A 21,861-nucleotide genomic window follows, 5' to 3' on the forward strand; every position below is an offset into this window, starting at 1 on the left:
ATTATTGGTTAGACACTTCGGCTCCGGTTAGTGGTTGGGGCCGGGGCATATCGTCCAGGATGCGGGTAGTTATTTTGCCAAAATTCTCCCGGACAATAATATTTATGTCGTTAATATTAGAAATATACGGCATAGTTACTTTATTACCCGCCAGCAGCTCGCCTTTGGCATCGTAAATAGAGTAATGCACCCGGAAATTGCGTAAAAAGCTTTGCGTAGTGCGGTCGATGCAATTGGTGTAATCCGTAAAAATCTCGAACTGGTTCAGGAAAATGTAAAAATCGGCCTGGTAGGTTTGGTTTAAACTTGCCAGCAATTCCGGATCGTTTAGCTGTGCGGCGTAATATTTACGCTCGTCGTTGGCAATGCTTATCGGCTCTTCAGCTGCCTCTAAACCTACTTTGTTTTTGGTGTTTTTCACCCAAGCTTTCAGGCCTTTTTCTTTAGGCGGGGCAATAGGTTTAAAATTAGTAGTTGTAATATCCTGGTAGCTGTAGTTCAGGCTTTTATAAATACGGCTTAATTCATCTTCGCGCCCCAGCAAATTAATGGTTTGGTAACCCGGTACATTTAACAAAGCTGTAAGCCTTTGCCGGAAAACATATCGCACATTTTGTTTCGGGATTTTAGATTGCCAGGCAATGTCGTTATCGGCATCTGAAAAATACAAAGCCGGGTCGAAAGGAACCACAATTACCCGCTGGGCGGTTTTGGGCACGTTAAAAGCCGCTGGTTGCTCGGGCGCAGGTGCTTGCCCGGTCGGTTGCTGTTCTTTTGTAACCGGAGCCGGCGGCACAGGACTTTTTATAACCACCTCAGGTTTAATTGCTTTTAGTGTTGGAGCATTGGCCGTTGCAGTTGCTTTTACCCGGATGGTGGCGCCTAACTTAAGGTCCGGGCCATTCCAGGCCTGCAACGAATCGATGGGTACCTGGTACAGGCGCGAAAGCTTATAAAAGGTATCGCCTTTTTCTACGTAATGAAAACCAGCGGGTGCGTTAGTGCCCGGAACAGAATCTGGTAAAGCCTGGCTTACCTGTGCCTGCGCGGCAAAGGCGGTAAATAAAAAAATTATAACTAAGCCCAAATACCAAAATCTTACTCCTAAGTCACGCATCCGTCTAAAAAATTAATTTAAATACATCATTAAAAATAGCAAAACCCATCAGGCCCAGTAATAAAACCATACCAACTTTCTGAGCATTCTCCAGGAACTTGTCCGATGGTTTCTGGCCACTTACCATCTCGTAAGTCAGGAACATTACATGGCCGCCATCGAGCGCCGGAATAGGCAAAAAGTTCATAAAAGCCAACACCATCGAAAGCATACCGGTTATAAACCAGAAATTATGCCAACTAAATGTATTACCAAAAACCTGGGCAATACCAATGGGGCCACTTAACGATTTAGAAGCCGAAGCTTCGCCCCGGAATATTTTAGCAAAACCTTTAATGTTGGTAGTAATAATAGAAAAAGCTTTGCTGGTACCAACCGGAATAGACTCGGCTAAACTATAATCTTTAATAGAATATTTAAGCAAAGGTACCCGCTCAAAACCTAGACGGCCTTCTTCGTCTACTTCGGCTTTTAAATTGATGATTTTACCATCGCGGTCTACGGTAAGGTTGGTTGCTTTGCCTTTTTGAGCCAACAAAGCCAATTGCATGTTGTGGAAATAAGGCGTTTCGGTATTACCTACTTTTAGAATTTTATCGCCCGTCTTTAAACCAGCTTTGTCGGCGGGCTTGCCAGACAGTACTTTACCTACTTCAAATGGCAGAATAATTTCTACAAACCGGAGTTGGTCTTTGTTGTCGGCCATTTTGTCCATTAAATCCACCGGAATCGGAATATTTACCTGCTGCCCGTTGCGGTCAACGGTATAGTAACCATCCTTGCTTAACAATACATCCGGGTCGTAGATATCGTCGAAATTCTCGAAAGGTTGGCCGTTTATTTTTACAATTTTATCGCCAGTCTCGAAGCCCATTTCTTTACCTAACTCGTTGGGTACTACGCCATATTTAACCTCGTTTACTGGTAAATATGGTTCGCCGTACTGGTGCGTCAGGATAATAAAAATAATTACGCCGGTAATTACATTTACAATAATCCCTCCCATCATTACAATCAGGCGTTGCCAGGCGGGTTTGGCTCTAAACTCGTAGGGTTGGGGTTCTGCGCTCATGTTAGCCGTATCCAGCGATTCGTCAATCATGCCGGATATTTTTACAAAACCACCCAGCGGTACCGCGCCAATCATGTATTCGGTTTCCCCGATTTGCTTGCTTAAAACCTTGGGCGGAAAGCCAATGGCATATTTTTCGACGCGCATGCCAAACCATTTAGCCGTAAGCATGTGGCCTAATTCGTGTAATCCTACTAATATTGTGAGGCCCAGAATCAACTGGCCTACCATCACTAAAACATCCATCTATCTGTATCTAAAACTAAATTCTCTTGTATAAATTCTTCTGACAAAAGGGCGCTACCCTTTTCTTTATTAATGTTAGTTGCCTGCACAACAACCTTACCAAACCCTTACTTTCAAAAGCTCGGCGGCCCGCAAACGGGTTTCCCGGTCGGTTTGCACGTAATCGTCGTAGGTAGGCTTTGCAATATACACAACTTTTGCCAAGCAATTTTGAATCAGGTCCGACATCTCCAGAAATTTGATTTTATCGGTTAAAAAAGCTTGTACGGCTACCTCGTTGGCAGCATTTAAAACGCAGGGCATATTGCCACCCTGCCCCATGGCTTCGTAAGCCAGCGCCAGGTTCCGGAAAGTTTCGGTATCGGGTTGCTCAAAGGTTAGCTGCGCGTAATCTGCAAAACTGAAACGCGGAAAATCTGATTTTAGTCTTTGGGGATAGCTCAGAGCGTACTGGATGGGCAATTTCATATCGGGCAGGCCTAATTGGGCTTTTATGGAGCCATCCTGGAACTGCACCAAAGAATGCACTATTGATTGCGGATGCACCACTACTTCTATTTGGTTATAATCCAGCCCAAACAACCATTTGGCTTCAATTACCTCCAGGCCTTTGTTCATGAGCGAAGCCGAATCGATGGTAATTTTGGCGCCCATATCCCAGTTAGGGTGCTTCAGGGCTTGTTCTTTCGTAACGTTTTCCAGAAACGCCGCATTTTTACCCCGGAAAGGTCCACCCGAAGCGGTTAAAATTATTTTCTCGATAGGATTATTAAATTCGCCGGCCAAGCACTGAAAAATGGCACTATGCTCCGAGTCGACAGGATAAATATTTACACCTTTCTGGCGCGCTAGCTCGGTTACCAGTTGCCCGGCTACTACCAAGGTTTCTTTATTGGCCAAAGCAATATTTTTACCGGCTTGTATGGCCCGGATGGTGGGTTTTAAACCCGCGTAACCCACCATAGCGGTTAGAACCAAATCAATGGTATCCATTTCTACCACGGAGCTTAAAGCATTTTCGCCGGCATACACTTTTATATCGTGGGGGTCCAGGGCTTCAAAAACGGTATGGTAAAGGTCTTCATTGCCAATTACCACGGCATTTGGTTTAAACGCCAATGCCTGCCGGATAAGCAGATCAGCGTTACTGTAAGCCGTAAGCACTTCCAGCTCAAAAGAATCAGGGTGCGCCTGTATAACGTCTAATGCCTGGGTACCAATAGAACCCGTGGAGCCCAAAATAGCAATCCGCTTTTTATTTTGTAGAGTCAAAGGATAGTTTTTTAGCTTAATTAATAGTTTATAAATTAATTGCCTAAATTTTAATCATGGTAATGCCACTTACCTTTATAAAAACTTCCGGTCATACCATTAAATGAATAAAATCTCACAGAATAAGTGTCTTGATTTTGGTTTGCCCAATACTCAAATTCTGTATGGATTGGTGTTTTTAGATCTAAATCTTTGAAAAATTCGGATTTTAAATCAGGAGGATATTCCTGGTATTGAGTTTTGTACAATTCTATTCTTTCTATTATCTGATTAGCCTCGCTTTCGCACTTACCAACTAAATAATTTTTATAAGGATACCAAACCACTAACAAAGCTACTACCACATAACAAGGTAACGAAAAATATTTCCTAATTCTGGACCTAAACTTTATATCAATTAACATGGCCAGGCAGAATAACCCACAAAAAATTAAAAGGCCAAAAAATATTAAAAACTCCGGTGACGGTATCCAGTTAAATGAGGTGATAAAAATTAATTTCCAGATAATAGGAATAATGAGCGCGACATAAAAGATTAAAAACTTATCGGTTGGTTTTATTAAATATTTTAACATTTGCATAACCCGATAAAAAGTAAATTTATTTAGTAGTAAAAGTTAAAAGCTTATCGGCAATATTCCGGTCGTTGCTTAGCCTGGGCACTTTGTTTTGACCACCCAGTTTGCCAATGCTCTTCATGTAATTCTGGAACGCTTGTGGGCGCAAGACTTTTACTTTTAAAGTTGCCAGAATATTGCCCGTAATCAGGTCGTCGTAGTACGTGTTGTATTGCCGCAACTGTAAATCCAATTCCTGCTCAAAAGCTTTTAAATCTTGCGGTGGTTGCGCAAACTCTATCAGCCACTCGTGGTGCGATTGACCGTTGCCGGCACTTACCACTGGTGCCACGGTAAACTCTACCACCTCGGTTTCCGGAAACTGTTTAAGGGTTTGCTGCAAGGCTTTCTCTACTTCTTCGCCAATTACGTGCTCGCCAAACGCCGAAATAAAATGCTTAATGCGCCCCGAAACAATTAATTTATAAGGTTGGGTGGAGGTAAATTTCACGGTATCGCCGAGCGAATAACTCCATAAGCCGGCATTGCTGCTAATAACCAACGCGTAGTTAACGCCGGTTTCTACTTCGCCAATGGTCAGGCGCGTAGGATTAGGATTAAAATATTCGTTAGCCGGAATAAATTCGTAAAAAATACCGCTGTTTAAAAGCAACAACAAACCCGGATCGTGCTGCTGATCCTGAAAAGCAAAAAAGCCTTCCGAGGCCGGAAATAATTCGATGGAATCGACGGGGCGACCAATGGTCTGGAACAGTTTGGCTTTATACGGGCTAAAATTTACGCCGCCGTACACAAACAACGAAAAATCCGGAAATACATCTTTTATTTGTTTGCCGGTACGCTGCACAATTTTATCGAAATACATTTGCACCCAGGGCGGAATGCCGGAGATTAAGGTCATTTTCTCCCGGATGGTTTCGTCGATAATGGCATCTAGCTTGGTTTCCCAATCTTCGATGCAATTGGTTGCGTAAGTAGGCAATTGGTTGGTGCGTAAATAACCCGGCACGTGGTGGTTGGCAATGCCCGATAAACGCCCAATTTTAATACCGCCTACATCTTCCAACTCGGGGCTACCCGATAAAAAGATGAGTTTGCCATCCAGAAACTGCGCTTTACCGGTGTTGTAAATATAATGGAGCAACGCCTCTTTGGCTCCGTTTATATGATTTGAGATAGAGTCAGGGGAAATAGGAATATACTTGGTACCCGAAGTGGTACCGGAGGTTTTTGCTAAATACAGCGGTTTGCCGGGCCATAAAACATTGGCCTCGCCTTTCTTAACCCGGTTAAAGTAAGCGCTTAAACCTTCGTAATCGCGCACCGGAACAGCCTTTACGTAATCGGCGTGGGTCTGAATCTTATCGAAACTATGCTCCCGGCCAAAAGCGGTGCCCGCAGCTTGTTTTATAATTTGCTTAAATATTGCCGCCTGGGTCGTAACGGGTTGCTGCATCCAGGCTTGGTTGCGGCGATAAGTGAGGGCAGCCAGGGGCTTACTTAATATTGCTTTTATACCCATACGGGAGAACAGTAGCTTTACTTTTTAAAAAATAAACTGCTAAAATAACAGGTTCGCCACACAAAAAGGCACTTTGGCTTTATAAATATTAAATACCTGGCCGTATAAACTCTAATTTATAAGAACTACTTAAAAACTTTTTGAGTAATATTACCAACACCAAAACAAACTATTCACCTAAATTAATTATAAAAATATGGCTATAAACAAAGCAAATGCCATTTGGCACGGCGGCCTTAAAGAGGGTAAAGGCAATGTATCTACTAAAAGCGGTGCCCTAAACAGCCCGTATTCTTTTAAAACGCGGTTCGAAGGCGATGATAAAGGCACCAACCCCGAAGAATTAATAGGTGCTGCCCACGCTGGTTGCTATTCTATGTTTTTGAGTAGCTTACTCGAAAAAGCCGGCAAACCAGCAACCCGTATTTTAACCGAAGCCACTGTACAGCTTACGGTAACCGATAACGGCCCCATTATTGATTTGATTGAATTAAATACCGAAGCCGAGGTGCCCGATATGAGCAATGAAGATTTTCAGCGGTATGCGCAGGAAGCAAAAGAAAAATGCCCCATATCGGCGGCCTTAAAAGCCGTGCCCGAAATGCGGCTGAACGCTACGTTAAAGTAAACCGGGTTAAATATATTTTACCCTAAAAATTTAGTTTAATTTTTCAATTACCGGCCGGTTTGGTTACCTAAGCTGGCTATCAACTGCTTAGCAGGTAAACCGGCCGGAATATTTTTTATTTTGTTTTATTTGCAGCGTAGTACTTGCCGCACAAAAGTATCTTGGAACCTACTTTTTCCTATATTCACGGTTCGTTTAACCTATACCCTACTGCATGAGATCCTTAGTTCGAGTGGGATTAAGACCTTCCCGTAATGCCCGGTTATCTTTTGGCGTACAATTAATGCTGGTCTTTTTCTGGATAATTTACGCGCTATTTCTCATATTTTCTGAAAACCCCACCAACGATCGGAATTTTTTGTATTACATTTTTCTGGTAATGGCTGTTGGTTACCTGTGCTATATTCTGTCGCAGAACACCTCTATTTTTGGCACCCAGGCTTATTTCGAAATTACGCCAGATTATATTGTTCAGAAGCAAGGACACTTTCGCCGGAAAATTGTAATTCCGTTCGCCCAGGTAGCCGCCATGCACATTGCAACTTTTGCGCTTACCTTAACCATGAAAACCGGCGAACAACAAATGCTGGATTTAAAATTAATCCGGCGCCGGCGCAACTTAAAGCTGATTAAGGAACAACTCCACAATATGGCCTTAAAGTTTGATATAGCTTTAACCGAAGGACCTAATAACCGGCATTAATTTAAGCCGTTAACTTGCGCTACTTTAAAAGCAGGCTGGAATAATAGCTTTTGCTAACGACAAAAGAGTGGTTTTGCGCAGCTGAAAAATCGCCAATAGCTAATCTATGTTATAGTTAATAATGAGGCGAATTGCCTGACAGGCACAGGTTTAGCTTTAGGTTAAGGCCATATATAATATACGCAAGCTTACCAGAATTACCAGTACTCCTACCAAAATCATCAGCGATTTAACCGGCAGTTTTTTAGAAAGATTAGCAGCAATGGGAGCCGCAATAACGCCACCCACCACCAGGCCTGCAATTATTTGCCAGTAACTTAAACCTATCATGGCAAAAAAAGTAACTGAGCTGGCAAAAGCCACAAAGAACTCCGTTAGGTTTACCGAGCCAATGGCAAACCTGGGCGAGCGGCCGCCCGCAATTAAACTCGAAGAAACCACCGGTCCCCAGCCTCCACCCCCTACCGAATCGACAAAGCCGCCGAATAAAGCCAAGGGCGCAATGCGGCTAGATTTAATGCGGCTGCGATTTGGTTTAAAAGCCTTAATAATAATTAATATACCTAACACCAACGTATAACTGGCCACCAGCGGTTTCATAATATAATTGTACGCTTCCAACGACGAGAGCACGTAAGCCCCCAGAATAGCTCCCAATACGCCCGGAATTAACAAAATCCGGAATAATCTTTTATTTACATTACGCAGTTTCAGGTGCATGAGCCCCGAAGCACCACTGGTAAATATTTCGGAAGTATGCACACTGGCACTAGCCGCCGCCGGTGGTACCCCAATGGTTAACAAAAAAGTAGTAGAAGTTAAACCGTAAGCCATTCCCAAAGCGCCATCTACCATTTGGGCTAAAAATCCACCCAGCATATAAATAAAAAAATCGCTGGTAAAATTTTCCGTAACAAAGGCCGAAACCAGCTTTACCGAACCGAACCGGTATAACCCAAAAACCGCCAGCAAAATCACCCCAGCAACAACTAACCAAATTCGTTTAATGCGATTTTTTTTCCGGAACGAAGCTGGTGCAGCCAGCGACATCGTTTCTGCACCAACCGCATTTACATTTAACCGGGCATTGTTATCAGGGAATCCTTTATCTGGTAAATTCATATTCTATTATTTTGCGGGAACAATAACTTCTTTTTTCCGGAGATCAAGATTCTGAAATATAAATAGCCGCAGGGTATGGGTATTAAAAAACCGGTTACCGGCAGGTTGCTGCTGAAAAACGTGCATATAGCCTAATTGCGCATTCAGGTTTTTGGTAAACTGGTAACCAACTCCGGCAAATAAACGATTCTGATCGAAGTAGTTATAAACGATTTCTTTACCAAAGTTTACGTGCAGTTCATCGTTTAAAACTAAAAAAGGTACCTGCGGCGCAATGGCATCGGCGGTAAGTGGCACCAGTAAAGCCAGCATATACCGCACTCGCCAGTTAAAATGGTATCCATCCTGCAAAGCATCATTCGCTATATTCCGGTTAAAACGTTGTTCCAGGCGTACCCATTGGTTTGTTTGCAACCGCTTACTCCGCCCCGACCAGTTTACTTGCTGCCAAAGCCTATGCTCTGGCCGTACCGTTTGCTGGGTTTCTAGAGCCGGCCAGTGGGCAGCATACGCATACCCCGCCGTAAACCGCGTATGCTCCGAAATATGATACGTAACCCCCGGCCGAATAATGGTGGTTGCCCAACGGTCCAGAAAATCAGTGCGGCGGGCATGCAAATCCAGCCACAACGAAAATTTATCTGAAAGCCGCGTTTGGTTAAAATACCCTAGCCATGCCTGGCTCCGGTCAGTTACTTCTTTAGTCGCTGTTTGAGCCTGTAGATTATTATTCACTAGCCCTCCAGAAAATAAAACAAGAAAAACGACCAGCCGGTAAATATTAGCCAAAGATAAATATTTCGTGTAAAATATTATCATATCAAATCTATAGAGATTCAGGAAAATGATCCTAAAAAAATCGGATGCCGGTACAAAACCAGCATCCGATTAAAAATATTATAAATTAGGCTGCGGTGTGGTGCGCAGGTAAGGCTTAATTACTTTATGCCCTTTCGGAAATTTAGCCGGAATATCTTCGTCTTTTACGGCCGGAACAATTACACAATCCTGGCCTTGCTCCCAATTAGCCGGGGTTGCTACACTATAATTGGCGGTAAGTTGTAAAGAATCCAGTACCCGGATAATTTCGGCAAAATTGCGGCCGGTAGAAGCCGGGTAAGTTAATTGTAATTTAATCTTTTTATCGGGCCCAATAATAAACACCGACCGCACCGTTGCCGTATCGCTGGCGTTCGGGTGAATCATGTCGTACAGGTTGGCAATGGTTTTGTCGGGGTCGGCAATCAACGGGAAATTAACGGTAGTATCCTGGGTTTCATTAATATCCTGAATCCAGCCGGCATGCGATTCCAGTGGATCTACACTAATGGCAATAACCTTGGTGTTACGTTTATCAAATTCGCCTTTTATGCGGGCAACGGCGCCCAACTCAGTAGTACAAACCGGTGTATAATCGCGCGGATGCGAGAAAAATATTGCCCAATTGTCGCCAATCCATTCGTGAAAATGGATCGTTCCCTCTGAGGTCTCCGCAGTGAAATCCGGGGCTATATCGCCTAATCTTAATGCCATAGTTTTATAATTTTTAGATGGTCAGACTTTTTAAAATATAAACCTAAAATAATTTCTTTAAATATGAAAGCAAATACAGCTTATACAAAGCTATATGGGCCACCAAAATAAGGAATTAAGCTGCTGGCCAGGACGATTGTACGCGGCTCCTGCTTATTTATCCTGCCATTTTTTGCATCTGGTGCTGCTTTACCAGCTTCCGTTGCCTTATCTGCCATTGCAAAAGAGTAGCTACATAATCAGTAGATGTTAGCGCCTCTAATAATATACTTAACTCCTGTTCCAGCACGGCTAGTTCGGACAAGTCCAGAAATAGCTTTAAGGTATTGGTTGCCGGATTTACCTGCGCCCGGTTGTTAAACCAATAACTTTTCCGGAATAAAGTGGCGGCAAACAAGCCAAAAGCCGTTGACGAACCGGGTAAAGTAAAAGAATATCCTTGTCCGGGTTTCTCCAGCAAATCGGCGGCACCAGGTACCCGGGCGTTTGCTTTGCCCGTGCGCAATTGTTTCTGTAAAAAACTGTGTACGGCGGCCACATTCTGCAACTGAACCTGCCAGGTGTTCTTCATGGTTTCGATTTCTTTGAGCCATACTTTTGTAATAAGTACGGGCGGCACCGGCGGCAGAATTTGATCTAATAAAGCTAAATAATTGATAGATGCAGCCCCTTCGGCGGTTCTTCGGGGTTCATTGTCAGGCGATAAAAAATATCCTGGTTCTATTTTAAGTTTCATGTTGCTGGTTGTTAAGGAGAAAACGAGGCAAAGCCAGGCCGGCATCGCTTTTCTGCTTAAATGCCAGCTTAGTTTTGCCGCTTACACATATCGTCGGTCATATAAATGAAATATTCAGTCTGATGGAGATTAAAGCCGGAAGCCTATAGGTTTATTTATTTAGTAAACCATCTATGGTAACGGCTACATAATATAACCCACCAATGCTTGGCCCGGCAGCATATTGGATGTAGCGGTTGTTAAAGATATTGGTACCTCCCAATTTAATAGCGGTTTTACTTTCGGGTAAACGGTAGGTGGCTTGCGCATCAAAGGTGTGGTAAGCCGGTACCGCGCCGTTGGCCAAAGGACTCTCCCACAAAAAGGAATCCTGCCAGCGGTAAACCAGGTTAAAGCCAAGATTTTTTACTACCTCGCGGTTACCTAACGATACATTAGCCGCCCATTTGGGCGTGTTAAAACCGGTTACAAATACATCCGATGCGTTGTTGGCTTTAATATTATTGTAATTTACGTTACCGGCCAGGGTAAATTTCTGGTAGAAATTATACGTTAGTCCCAGCGAGGAGCCATAGTTACGGTATTTGTTTTTGGCGTTGGTATATACCCGGTACCGGGTTTGCTGGGCTGTACGGTTAGCAGCTAAGGCCGCCAGTACGGCTTCGTCGGTACCTACCTGGGCTTGCGTAGTTAATGTAGCGCCGCCCGGAGCGGCCGGTAAATAAGGTACGGCTACCTCTACCTGACCCAAAAATCCGTCGTACTCGTTGGTATACGCATCTATATCTAAAACCAGTTTGTTCTCAAATAAAACGCTTTTGTACCCGATTTCATAAGAATTAATGCGTTCGGGGCGGGTTTTATCTAAGGCCGATACCGCTAATAAATACCGGTTACTAAGGGCTGCTTCCCGGGTGTTAGTGGCCGTGCCATTGGCTACATCGCGGTTTACCGCGGCATTAAAGGTATTAATAGAAGCCAATGTATACGAATTATCGAGGTAATTTAAACCTTCGTTTATATAGCTAAGCCCGCCTACCCGCCGCACGTTGCCGTTATTTACGTAAGAAACTGCCTCAAACAAAGCCGGGAACCGGAAACCATTCTGGAACGAAGCCCGGAAATTATGGTTCTGCGCCAAAGTATAAACAGCCGCAATCCGGGGGTTTAGTTTTGGGTCAAATTCTGGGTTGTAGTCCAGGCGCAGCGAGCCGTATAATTTTAACTTATCTTCTAAAAGTGTTTTAGTTACCTGGCCAAAGCCGCCAAACTTTTTGTAGTATACATTATTACCGCCAGGCAGGGTTCTTTCGGCAATAGGCCGGGAAAAATCTACAAAATTATTGCCATCCGGAATTACTTCGTACAACCGGGCATCTAAACCCACCAGTAAACTAATAAATTTAATTTTATCGGTAAAATCCCACTGGCCTTCGGTATGGTATACCCGGCTACGTTGGGTTAGCAATGCGCCTCCGGTGGCTGGCGCGCCGGCTACTACTTTGCCATGGTCCCAGTTATTTATGCTGCGGATAGTATTTTTAAGGGCATCAAACGCTGGCGTACCGGGTTCTACGCGGCTGGCATCGGCAGCCGATCGGGCTGCTTTCATGGCGTTGGCTAAATCGGCACCTTTGTTTAACTCTCCTTGCAAAGCGTTTTTGAATTTGGCGCTCCACTCGGCATTGCTACCGCCGCTGCTAATTTCCAGGTTATCTACCATGGGTTTAATGTTGTAAGAATCGCCGGTATTTTCTACTGACAGGTAAGAACGTAAGAAATAATTAGCGCCTTTTATTTCTACCCGATGATTTTGTACCACTACGTTATCTAACTGAATTTTATTTCCCCGCTGAAACAAACCATCCATTTTACCTACGCGGTAACCGTACGAAATTTCGGCGTTGGCGCCCAAACGGTAATGCAGGGCCGCATCGAACTTTAAATTATCTACGTACGGGCTAACTACATCTTTTTCCCAATAGCCGGTACGTCTTAACTGAAAAGACTGGTTTGATTTGCCGTTGTAAGTTATACCGCTAATGGTTAAGGCGTTGGCCGAGGCATCGTCGCCGTATTTGTTCCAGGCATCGTAGGCCGGGTTATTGGCGTCGGCGTTTAATTCGGGGTACAAGGGATTGGCAGTACTGGAAGTGTTGGGGTTCTGGTTTGTAGCGGTGCTGCCCCGCCAATCGGTGCCGCGCATGTAAGCGCCGTTTATTTTAAAAGCCCATTTATCGTTAAAAGCTTTGGCATATCTTACCGCAAAATCAACTAAGGGGCTGGGTTCGTAATCTTGGCCATCTACGTGGTTAATGCCGGTTTTCTGGTAAATACTTAAGCCCTGGTGCAAAAACGGACTTTTGGTAATGAGGTTGGCCATGCCGTTAATGGCATTCATGCCGTATAAAGCCGAGGCGGCGCCCGGGGTTATTTCTACGCTGGCAATATCTAATTCGGTGGGACCAATGGCATTGCCCAGCGGAACGCCCAAAGTAGCGGCCTGCATATCTACGCCGTCTACCAATTGCATAAACCGGAAATTATTCGGGATATTAAAGCCGCGGGTATTGGGCACTTTAAAGGTTAAGCTGGAGGTGGTCATTTGCACCCCTTTTACGTTTTCGAGGGCATCGTAAAAACTGGGGGCCGGTGTTTCCCGGATGGCCCGAATATCCAGTTTTTCGATAGCTACCGGCGATTTAAGAATATTTTCTTCTACGCGCGATGCCGTAATAACCACTTCTTTCCCCAATAAAGTTTGGGTAACCAAAGCAATATTTAACTTAGACTCGGGCCCGGTAACTAAATATTCCTGCGGCTGAAAACCAACCGAAGAGAAAACCAGCGTAAAAGGAAATTTTAAGCGGGTCCGGAAAGTAAAATTGCCGCTCTCGTTAGTAATGGTACCGGTAACAGCCCCTTTTACATAAACACTCACGCCCGGCAATCCGGTTTTGGTTTCCTGGTCCGATACGTGACCCGATACTTCTACCAGGTTATTTTCCTGGGCCCAGGCAGTTAATAAGGGTATAAAATAAGCTAAATATATTAGGAGAACAATTTTTTTCATGTTAAATACTTATTCAAAAATTACTTTTTTACGGATGAAGATTTTACCAGTTTAAAATCAACAACAACCCGGCGAGCCATAAATTTTAGTGGTTATGCCAACGCGCCCGGCTCCTTTTGCATAAATATTATTCATGGTTTTACTTAAATTTATTTATCTTGTCTACTTTCTCTACTTAAATAATAGACAAATAAAAACAGACTTTATTTAGCAACCAAATATTCCTGAAATTATTTTCTAATAATCTATAGAATAAATAGACAATATGATTAAAATGAACCTGTATACTGGTTAAATTTAAAATAGTTATTAGCTAGCAGTAAAGTCTAAATTATAACTAGTAAATTAATCAGGCTGACTATCGCTTACTAAATAGGTAAAACCGCAGTATGGCACCCTACTTATGCTCTCTTAGTGTTGTCATCTGGCCAAGACCTAGTGGTCAAATAACATTACAGGCAATTTTAATGATTTCTTTATTCCCTATTTTACTGTCTACACAATAGATGCTTGCAGCATGACAGGATGGGGTTAAGTATGGAAGGAGTTGATACGACTTGGCATTACACCTGCTTTATCTTTCGCTAAGCACTTACCTCTAACCATAAAAAAAGAAATACCCGGCAAACTTGAATTTACCGGGCATTTTCTTTTAACTAATTATTATCTAAAGGCTGATTACCTCTTCTTATGTAACGGATAACTTTATAAAGGCCGGATTTTAATGTTTCTGAACCATACTTTATCGCCGTGATCCTGCAGAGCAATATAGCCACTTTTCTGACGACCATAATCCGGCATGGAGGCAAACTTGCTGCCTTTCACCAAAGCTTCCCACTCGGGGCTCCAAAGCTGGTATTCTACTACTTTTTTTCCGTTCAGCCATTGCTCTACGTGACCATTTTTTACAATAACCCGCACGGCATTAAACTCTCCTACCGGTTTTACAGCCGGTGTAGCTAAGGGCATTAGGTCGTAATTAGTACCGGCTTTGCGGTTGCCGTTTTTGCCTTGTTTGGCATCTGGATGGCGTTCATCGTCTATAATCTGTATTTCCGGGCCGGTTTGCCAAACGTAGCGGTATTTAGGATCTTCAACCACGTTAAAGAAAATACCACTATTGCCCCCTTCCGAAATTTTCCACTCGAGCTGGAGTTCAAAGTTTTCGTACTGGTTTTTGGTAATAATATCGCCGCCACCTTTACCCACCAGGGCCAAAGTACCCTCTTCAATCTGCCAGGCCGCCGGCACCGATTCTTTCCGGAAACCACGCCATTGGTCCATCGATTTGCCATCGAATAAAAGTACCCAACCGGCAGCAACCTCCGATTTGGTTAATTCATTTAATTTCTGGGCAGAGGAGTTCTGCGATTTAGTAGCGCAAGCGGTGGTAAGCCCAATAGCTAAAAATAAGGCGGCAATGTTTTTAAGTTTTTTAAGCGAAATCATGCAATATGGGTGTTAATTATAATTTGATTTAATTTAGTAAACACAATAGGTTAGCTTCCTGGCTTTTTTAGCAGGCTAATCAGGAACAAGAATAAATAATTGGTTTATGCGGGAAAGAAGCCTAGGTGGTGCAGAAACTACGCAGAAGAAATAGGTAGCCTAAAGATTGCTTTTATAAATTGGAGTTTAATATTTTCTCCGGCAGCCGCTCCGTTATACCCAAAGAATTAATTGCGAGCAGCCCGGATCAGTCAGTTTTATTTTCTGACCCGGGCCGTTCATGCAATTATTTATCTAAAGAATTGATCCAGGCCGCAATTTTAAGGGCGTCGGCCCGGGGAACTTGCGGCATTGGTGGCATTTCGGTAGCATAATCGGGCCAGTTTTGCGGCTCCGGATTATGAATCAGCTTTACAATCCGTTCGTTCGAATATTTCCGTTTGGCTACATCTTTGTACGCCGGGCCTACCTGGCGCTTATCGGCATTGTGGCAAGCCAAACAGTTGTTTTTAGCCAACAACGGTTTTATAGCTTCAAAAGTAGGCGCTTTTTCAACAGTAGCGGTGGTTTTAGTTGCAGTAGTTTTACCGGTGGTTTTAACGCCGCCTTTGGCTGCCGTAACATTGTTGTTTTTAGCACCGCTTTCCGGCACCGCCGACTGTAATTTATAGTTAAACCGGTCTCTCATTAGTTCGGTAGGAACTCTTTTTACCGCTACTTCTTTGCCGGAGTTTCTGGTACTGGCTTGGGTAAGAGGCAGTTTAGCACCATCTGGGATATTATTAAGGGTATAGAAAGCATTGGTATGTACCAAAGCAGATGACGAACCTTTTTCCCGAACGCCTTCTAACGAAATGTTGTGCACATAATACTGGCGTAAATCATCTACAATCAGGCGGGCTTTTAAGCCATCTTCCGATACTTTAACGCCTTTAACTTTCGGGTTCTCGATATTAACCGGCGGGCTGCCGTATACCGGGTGGTATTTATACGTAAAGCTTTCGATGGAATAAGAAGCCAAATCTTCGGCCGAGTTGCGGTCTACTGGTTTCGTAAATTCTACTTCAAAACCATCGGGCATGGCACGTACGTTTTTCATCTCGAACGGTACCTGGTTGTTCCAAACCAAACGCTGCAAACCCTGATTAGCTTCGCCGGCCGAGCCCCAACCGCGGTTGGTTTCCCCTACAAATAAAGAATTATCCGGTGCCCAGGCCATCCGCATTACCCCCGATTGAAAACCGCTGCGGAATTCAATGGCTACGCCCTGGTACTCACCTTTTACTTTTTCCATGATTACCCGCGAAATCTTGCTTTGCCCCTGGTCGCCGACTAATAACTGACCGGCAAACGGACCAAAAGCGCCTTCCGGAATTTTAACGATTTCGGAGTTAGAAATACCCAAAATAGTATGCGGCAATACTACCGCCTGCATTTGTAATTCCGGGAAATCTTTTTTCAGATCGGCTTTTGTTAAGAATTTTTCATTTACCACGTTTTCGGGTTTAATGGCCCGTCCGTTGGCATCTTTAAAGTCTCTGGGGTTAAGTTTAGCGTTAAATTGCTCGGTGGTAATTTTTACCGGCGAACCTGGTAAACCAGACCAGCGCAAACCAGCCGGGTGGCCCGCAAAAATACCTTTTTTAACGTGCCATATTCCGCCCGAACCCACGTATTCGCCCTGGTTATCGGTATAGAATAATTCGTCGTCGATGATACCTAAACCGGCCGGCGACCGCATACCGGTAGCCCAGGGCTCCATTTTACCATCCGGACTGATTTTCAGGGTCCAACCGCGCCACGGCACCCGGCTTTCGCCCCGCCACCACTGCTCGTTACCAAAGGCCACGTTGCCGGTTACAAAGAAAGAACCATCGGGAGCAATTTTAGGCCCGAAGCTGTACTCGTGGTAATGGCCCGATAACGGCCAGGCGTAAACGGTTTCGTAAACATCGGCTTTACCGTCCTGGTTCGTATCTACCAGTTTGGTTAACTCGCCGCGTTGGGCGCAATACAAAGCACCATCTTTATAAGCCAAGCCCAAGACCTCGTGCAAGCCAGAAGCAAACTTCCGGAAATAAGGTCTTTGGCTGGTGGGGTTTTCTACGATATAAATATCGCCCCTGCGGGTAGAAACGCCCAGCGTACCGTTCGGCAACATGGTTAAACCACCTACTTCCAGAATGGTACCTTCGGGTGCGCTAACGCGCATTAATTTAAAATAATATTCTTCCTTGGCCGCTTCCTGCGCCTGGGCCGGAGAATTACCCAGTAAGGCGCCAGCCGCCAGCAGTAACGGCAAGGCGGCCCGGCGTAAAAATTTATTTTTCTTATAATTACTTGAGAATTTCATCGACTAAATATTTAAGCAGATACTAAAAATATATCTCTGTTTTACCTTATAGCACTTAAGCTATGATCTACCCTTAAAATAATATAGAATAGCCTACTTTGCCTTTTACCGGTACTACCAGTTCTTTGCGGCCATTGGCATCGCGAACCACAGGCTTCGTACCTTTGGCATCATCGAGACGCAGGTAATAAGATTTGCCATCTATCTGGTATACGCCATTGGCTTTATCTTCTTCAATGGTGGCACCTTCGGCCAAACGGGCGTATAATTCACCGGCTGCCGGATTCTGGATGGTTATCTCGCGGTGCAAACCTTGTCCGTTATCTAATACCCGGATGGCATCGGTTACCAGGGTACCGTAAATGCGGTACTGGAAAGTTGGCAGATCCTGGTTATCGAGGGTGTAGCCTTTAGGCCGGTAACCGGTACCGGTGCTGTCGGCAGTCCAGGCACTGGTTGGAGAAGTCATTTTGGCCAAAGCAAAAACAGGTTTACCAAAGCGCTGTACAGCACCAGCCGGCCGGGAAGAACCATCACCGCGCTCGTGCCACATGGGCGTAGCATCCAGGAAATTGCCGCGCCAAACCTGAATAATAGCACCTTTATCTAAATCGTAGGTGTAATGTACTTGCTGCGGACTGCCCACCGAAATGGCATGCACTATCCGCTCGCGCGGTTCGCCGGGAATATCCATAAAACTACGCAACAGGGTATTTACCGGCGCCTCTACCAGAATAGGATCTACCGGATTGCGGCTATTATTGGCCTGCTGCGGTACACTAACGTTATTGCTAATAGAAATATTCCGGAAAGCCACGGCACCGTGGTCGCCTTGGATGCGCAAAGGTCCGGTCGCTTTTTCTTCGCCCATAGCACCGCGGGTAGCACCCAATAATTCTACATTTTCGTGAATGGTTACGCCATTAAGTTCTACGCGCAGCATGCGGGCGTTCTGTGTTTTTTTGCCGCTGGCATCAAACCGGGGGGCTTGGAAAACCACCCGTAAATGCTGCCATAGACCTGGGGCGCGGCTTACATTTTGCCGGGGAGCATAGCCCTGATAACCTTTTTGTCCTTCGGGTTTGCTTTCGTCCCAACGTTCGTAAATACCGCCATTATCGCCGGCTTTGGGGGTTTTAACGCCCCAGCTATCTAATAATTGCAGCTCGTAGCGACCTTGCAAGTAAATGCCGGAATTAGAGCCTTTGGCCATCATATAATCCAGTTCCAGTTCCACATCGCCGTGCTCGGCGGTAGTTAATAAGTCCTGACCGTGGTTTTTCTTATCCGGCATATTTACCAAAATACCGGTGCCTTTAGAGGTGGTTAGTACATTATCCTTGTTTAAGGTTGCACGCACGTCGCCCACAATTTGCCAGGTTTTACCCGGATTCTGAAAAGCCGACAAATCGTTTAACGGGATAGCGTTACGTTGGCCACTGGGTTGTTGGGCCACGGCAGCATGGTTACCAAACATCCAGGATATACCTAACGCCACCACCAGGTTTAATAAAGTAAACTGTGTTCGTAGCATTTTTTAATCGGAATAGTAAAAGGTTAAATTTTAAAGTGAGGATTAATACTTAAATATTACTGGTTATAATTTAGCAATTCTGATAATCAGCATAAATATTCTTCAATAACTAATACAGCAAATCTAAGCTGGTTTTTGCCAGGGTGTTTTGGTATTGTCCCCAATATCCCTAACAAGTTTAACATGCCAATCTGAAGTAATTCTGAAGCCGTTCAGTTAATTTCCTGGTTCAATCGCTGGCTTTACTTTGGCCCCGGCAAACCCGTAATAAACAATATACAGGTAGCAAAACAAAGGCACTAAAAACGATAGCTGCAGGTTATCGGTTACATCGGCTACGTAGCCCTGCAAAGGCGGAATAATGGCGCCGCCCACAATGGCCATTACCAATAAAGAAGACCCTTGACTCGTGTGCAGCCCCAACCCATTAATGGCCAAAGTAAATATGGTAGGAAACATAATGGAATTAAATAACCCAATAGCTATAACCGACCACATGGCCAACTGCCCTTCGGCAAAAATGGTAAATAAAAGCAACACCAACACGCTGGCTGCAAAAAAACCTAAAGTACGACCCGGCAATGACTTACCAATAAAAAACACGCCCAAGTTTAAAGCCATTAAACCCAAAGTAAGTAACGCCATGTTTATATCGTACAAACCGTAAATGCTCAGGAAAGTAACCAGGGTAATAATGCCAATTAATAAGGCTTTAGAATTACGGCTACCTTGCGATAAAGCCACGGCCCCAAAGAAACGGCCAATCATGGCCCCACCCCAGTAAAAAGCCAAATAATATTTGGCTTCTGATTCGGGTAAACCCGCTATCTGAGGCAAAGCAAAGAAACTAATTAAAGTACTGCCAATGGTTACCTCTCCGCCTACATACATAAAGATACAGATTATGCCTAAAACCAGGTGGCGGTATTTTAAAGCGCCCGCATCGGCAATAATTTTACCTTCGCCGGTAACCTGGGGCAAGCGCGATACTTTTATGATAAGGGCAATAACCACCAAAGCCGCCGCCAACCCCAAGTAAGGCATTTTCACCGAATCGGCATTCGGACCAGTATTACTTAAGTTATGGGTTACTTCAAAAATGAGATACCCGCCCAAAACCGGGGCAATGGTAGTACCCAAAGAATTTAAGGCTTGCGTTAAGTTCATCCGGCTGGAGGCCCCAGCGGGTGGTCCCAGCACCGCCACGTAAGGATTGGCCGCAATCTGTAAAATGGTAATGCCCGACGCCAGCACAAACAAAGCCAACAAGAAAAAGCTGTAACTGGTAAAATCGGCGGCCGGGTAAAAAAGTACGCAGCCAACCGCCGCTACTATTAACCCCACAATAATTCCGTTTTTATAACCAATTTTTAAAATAGGATCGCCTTTGCTGATAGAAACCAAAAAATAAATAAGCGAGACAATAAAATAAGCCCCAAAAAAAGCGGTTTGGATGAGCATGGCTTGCCAGTGCTGCAACGTAAAAACCTCTTTTAATTTAGGAATAAGAATATCGTTGAGGCAAGTAATAAAACCCCACATAAAAAATAACATGGTTACCGTAAGCAGGGGCGCCGTGTAGCTTTTACCTACTTCGTAACTTTGATCTGCAGCTTTATTCGCAGTACTCGTTGAAATTCCGGCCATGGGTGGTGGAGGTTGGAATAAGATTGATTATTAAAGTATAGTGCTTACTTTGAAATACTTGGCATACCTAGGTAAACTCTTATTTGCAAAATAGCCCTTTAAAAGGTACAAGTTATAAAAAATTAGCTAAAACGTTTTAACAAACCTATGTAAATTTAGCAGTTCAGGATATTAATATTCAGAATAACACTTTGTTTAAGTACACTAAAGTTGAAAAGCAGCAATTTAAATATTCATTTATTAGCCTCAATCAGAAAACATTAGCCTTTAAAGCTATTAACCCAATTTTGATCTTTCTTTAGCTAAAATGTATCCGAAAAAATTTATAGACTTAATCCATTCTGGCAAAGTTATCATGATGTTCTTTTAATGTTAATTACAGAACGCTGCCAATGTAAATTTAGTACCAGCAACTGGCCGCACCAATTATGGCGGCTTCTTCGCCTAACTGGGCCTTCAGAATGGGCACTTCTAAGTGCTGGCTCACAAGAACCTGCTGCGTCGAGGATATAAACAAGGGCATGGTCTGCGCTATATTTCCGCCTAAAACCACTACCTCCGGACGATTATGCTTAATAAAATTGGTTAGAAACAAGCCTAAATTTTCGCCGAACTCACTAAAAATATTCTTTATACAACCTTCGGCATTAACCAAACCCACCAACTCTTTTACATCGGCTACTGCTTTGCCGGTTAGTTCGTGGTAACGGTTTACAAACCAGCGGGTCGATAAATAATCTTCGGCAATACCGTCCAGGAAAGGCGCACACCAAAGATTGGCATCTTCGGCTACACCATCGGTAAAGTGCGACGTACCTAAACCGGTACCTAATGTTAAACAAATTACTTTGTTATAGCCTTTAGCGGCTCCCCCAAATACTTCGCCCTGCAAAAAACAGCCGGCATCATTCATTAGTTTGATGTTTTGACTTACCAGGCTTAATTTTTTACTTATTAATTCTTTTAAATTTAATCCGTAAAGGGCGTCGTATTTATCCTGGTTTTTAATTTTGCTGATACCGGCTTCGTAATCGCAAGGGCCTGGCAGGGAAATACCAATTTTGCTCACCGCTGCGGCGCAACTATCAAGGGCCTTTTTCATGGCTTTAGACCAAACAGCAATAATTTCGTCGGTGGTGCCGCGGGAGTTTACCGATAGCCGAACCAAAGAATCGGGTACCATGGTGCCCGATTGCATATCAACCAAGGCCGCGGTAATATGCGATCCGCCAATATCTACTCCTAAAACCTCTTTATTATTCATGTAATTACTTTC

General features: G+C 44.1%; 17 protein-coding genes. 2 read left to right on the forward strand and 15 right to left on the reverse strand.

Annotated features, from left to right (window positions below):
- Position 1: 1 nt before the first annotated feature.
- The 5 genes from ACO1R6_RS14105 to ACO1R6_RS14125 form a co-directional block, all read right to left on the reverse strand.
- On the reverse strand, positions 2-1,087 hold the full coding sequence (locus tag ACO1R6_RS14105; RefSeq protein ID WP_486265527.1) for a LysM peptidoglycan-binding domain-containing protein: 1,086 nt from the start codon (positions 1,085-1,087) through the stop codon (positions 2-4).
- A 34-nt stretch (positions 1,088-1,121) separates the two neighbouring features.
- Positions 1,122-2,435, reverse strand: a complete 1,314-nt coding sequence (rseP, locus tag ACO1R6_RS14110) for an RIP metalloprotease RseP (RefSeq protein ID WP_486265528.1) — start codon at positions 2,433-2,435, stop codon at positions 1,122-1,124.
- A gap of 96 nt (positions 2,436-2,531) precedes the next feature.
- A complete protein-coding gene (locus ACO1R6_RS14115) occupies positions 2,532-3,707 on the reverse strand; it encodes a 1-deoxy-D-xylulose-5-phosphate reductoisomerase (protein WP_486265529.1) in 1,176 nt (391 codons plus the stop codon).
- 50 nt (positions 3,708-3,757) lie between these two features.
- Positions 3,758-4,282, reverse strand: coding sequence for a hypothetical protein (locus ACO1R6_RS14120; protein WP_486265530.1), 525 nt, complete (start codon positions 4,280-4,282; stop codon positions 3,758-3,760).
- Between the two features lie 25 nt (positions 4,283-4,307).
- Entirely contained in the window at positions 4,308-5,807 is a 1,500-nt protein-coding gene (locus ACO1R6_RS14125) for a GH3 auxin-responsive promoter family protein (protein WP_486265531.1), read from the reverse strand.
- A gap of 196 nt (positions 5,808-6,003) precedes the next feature.
- Here ACO1R6_RS14125 and ACO1R6_RS14130 point away from each other — a divergent pair, with 196 nt between their 5' ends.
- Together ACO1R6_RS14130 and ACO1R6_RS14135 are read left to right on the forward strand one after the other, a co-directional pair.
- Entirely contained in the window at positions 6,004-6,435 is a 432-nt protein-coding gene (locus tag ACO1R6_RS14130; RefSeq protein WP_486265532.1) for an OsmC family protein, read from the forward strand.
- 214 nt (positions 6,436-6,649) lie between these two features.
- Positions 6,650-7,138 carry a hypothetical protein gene (locus ACO1R6_RS14135; RefSeq protein ID WP_486265533.1) on the forward strand — a complete coding sequence of 163 codons (489 nt, stop codon included), beginning with the start codon at positions 6,650-6,652 and terminating at the stop codon, positions 7,136-7,138.
- Between the two features lie 156 nt (positions 7,139-7,294).
- Here ACO1R6_RS14135 and ACO1R6_RS14140 read toward each other — a convergent pair whose 3' ends face one another.
- The 10 genes from ACO1R6_RS14140 to ACO1R6_RS14185 all read right to left on the reverse strand — a co-directional run bounded on the left by ACO1R6_RS14140 (position 7,295) and on the right by ACO1R6_RS14185 (position 21,849).
- Positions 7,295-8,260, reverse strand: a complete 966-nt coding sequence (locus ACO1R6_RS14140) for a sulfite exporter TauE/SafE family protein (protein WP_486265534.1) — start codon at positions 8,258-8,260, stop codon at positions 7,295-7,297.
- A 6-nt stretch (positions 8,261-8,266) separates the two neighbouring features.
- Positions 8,267-8,995 carry a DUF2490 domain-containing protein gene (locus ACO1R6_RS14145; protein WP_486265535.1) on the reverse strand — a complete coding sequence of 243 codons (729 nt, stop codon included), beginning with the start codon at positions 8,993-8,995 and terminating at the stop codon, positions 8,267-8,269.
- Between the two features lie 162 nt (positions 8,996-9,157).
- Entirely contained in the window at positions 9,158-9,793 is a 636-nt protein-coding gene (locus ACO1R6_RS14150; protein ID WP_486265536.1) for a peroxiredoxin, read from the reverse strand.
- A gap of 157 nt (positions 9,794-9,950) precedes the next feature.
- Positions 9,951-10,529, reverse strand: a complete 579-nt coding sequence (locus ACO1R6_RS14155; protein WP_486265537.1) for a hypothetical protein — start codon at positions 10,527-10,529, stop codon at positions 9,951-9,953.
- 151 nt (positions 10,530-10,680) lie between these two features.
- Positions 10,681-13,602 carry a TonB-dependent receptor gene (locus tag ACO1R6_RS14160; protein ID WP_486265539.1) on the reverse strand — a complete coding sequence of 974 codons (2,922 nt, stop codon included), beginning with the start codon at positions 13,600-13,602 and terminating at the stop codon, positions 10,681-10,683.
- Between the two features lie 705 nt (positions 13,603-14,307).
- A complete protein-coding gene (locus ACO1R6_RS14165) occupies positions 14,308-15,051 on the reverse strand; it encodes a 3-keto-disaccharide hydrolase (protein WP_486265540.1) in 744 nt (247 codons plus the stop codon).
- 286 nt (positions 15,052-15,337) lie between these two features.
- Positions 15,338-17,404 carry a c-type cytochrome gene (locus ACO1R6_RS14170; protein WP_486265541.1) on the reverse strand — a complete coding sequence of 689 codons (2,067 nt, stop codon included), beginning with the start codon at positions 17,402-17,404 and terminating at the stop codon, positions 15,338-15,340.
- Between the two features lie 73 nt (positions 17,405-17,477).
- Positions 17,478-18,938, reverse strand: a complete 1,461-nt coding sequence (locus ACO1R6_RS14175; RefSeq protein WP_486265542.1) for a 3-keto-disaccharide hydrolase — start codon at positions 18,936-18,938, stop codon at positions 17,478-17,480.
- A gap of 216 nt (positions 18,939-19,154) precedes the next feature.
- A complete protein-coding gene (locus tag ACO1R6_RS14180; RefSeq protein WP_486265544.1) occupies positions 19,155-20,585 on the reverse strand; it encodes a sugar MFS transporter in 1,431 nt (476 codons plus the stop codon).
- Between the two features lie 400 nt (positions 20,586-20,985).
- The gene (locus ACO1R6_RS14185; protein ID WP_486265545.1) at positions 20,986-21,849 is read right to left on the reverse strand and encodes an ROK family protein; all 864 of its coding nucleotides are present in this window, start codon (positions 21,847-21,849) and stop codon (positions 20,986-20,988) included.
- Between the last annotated feature and the right edge of the window lie 12 nt (positions 21,850-21,861).

The sequence above is a fragment of the Adhaeribacter sp. genome (genome assembly GCF_057359045.1).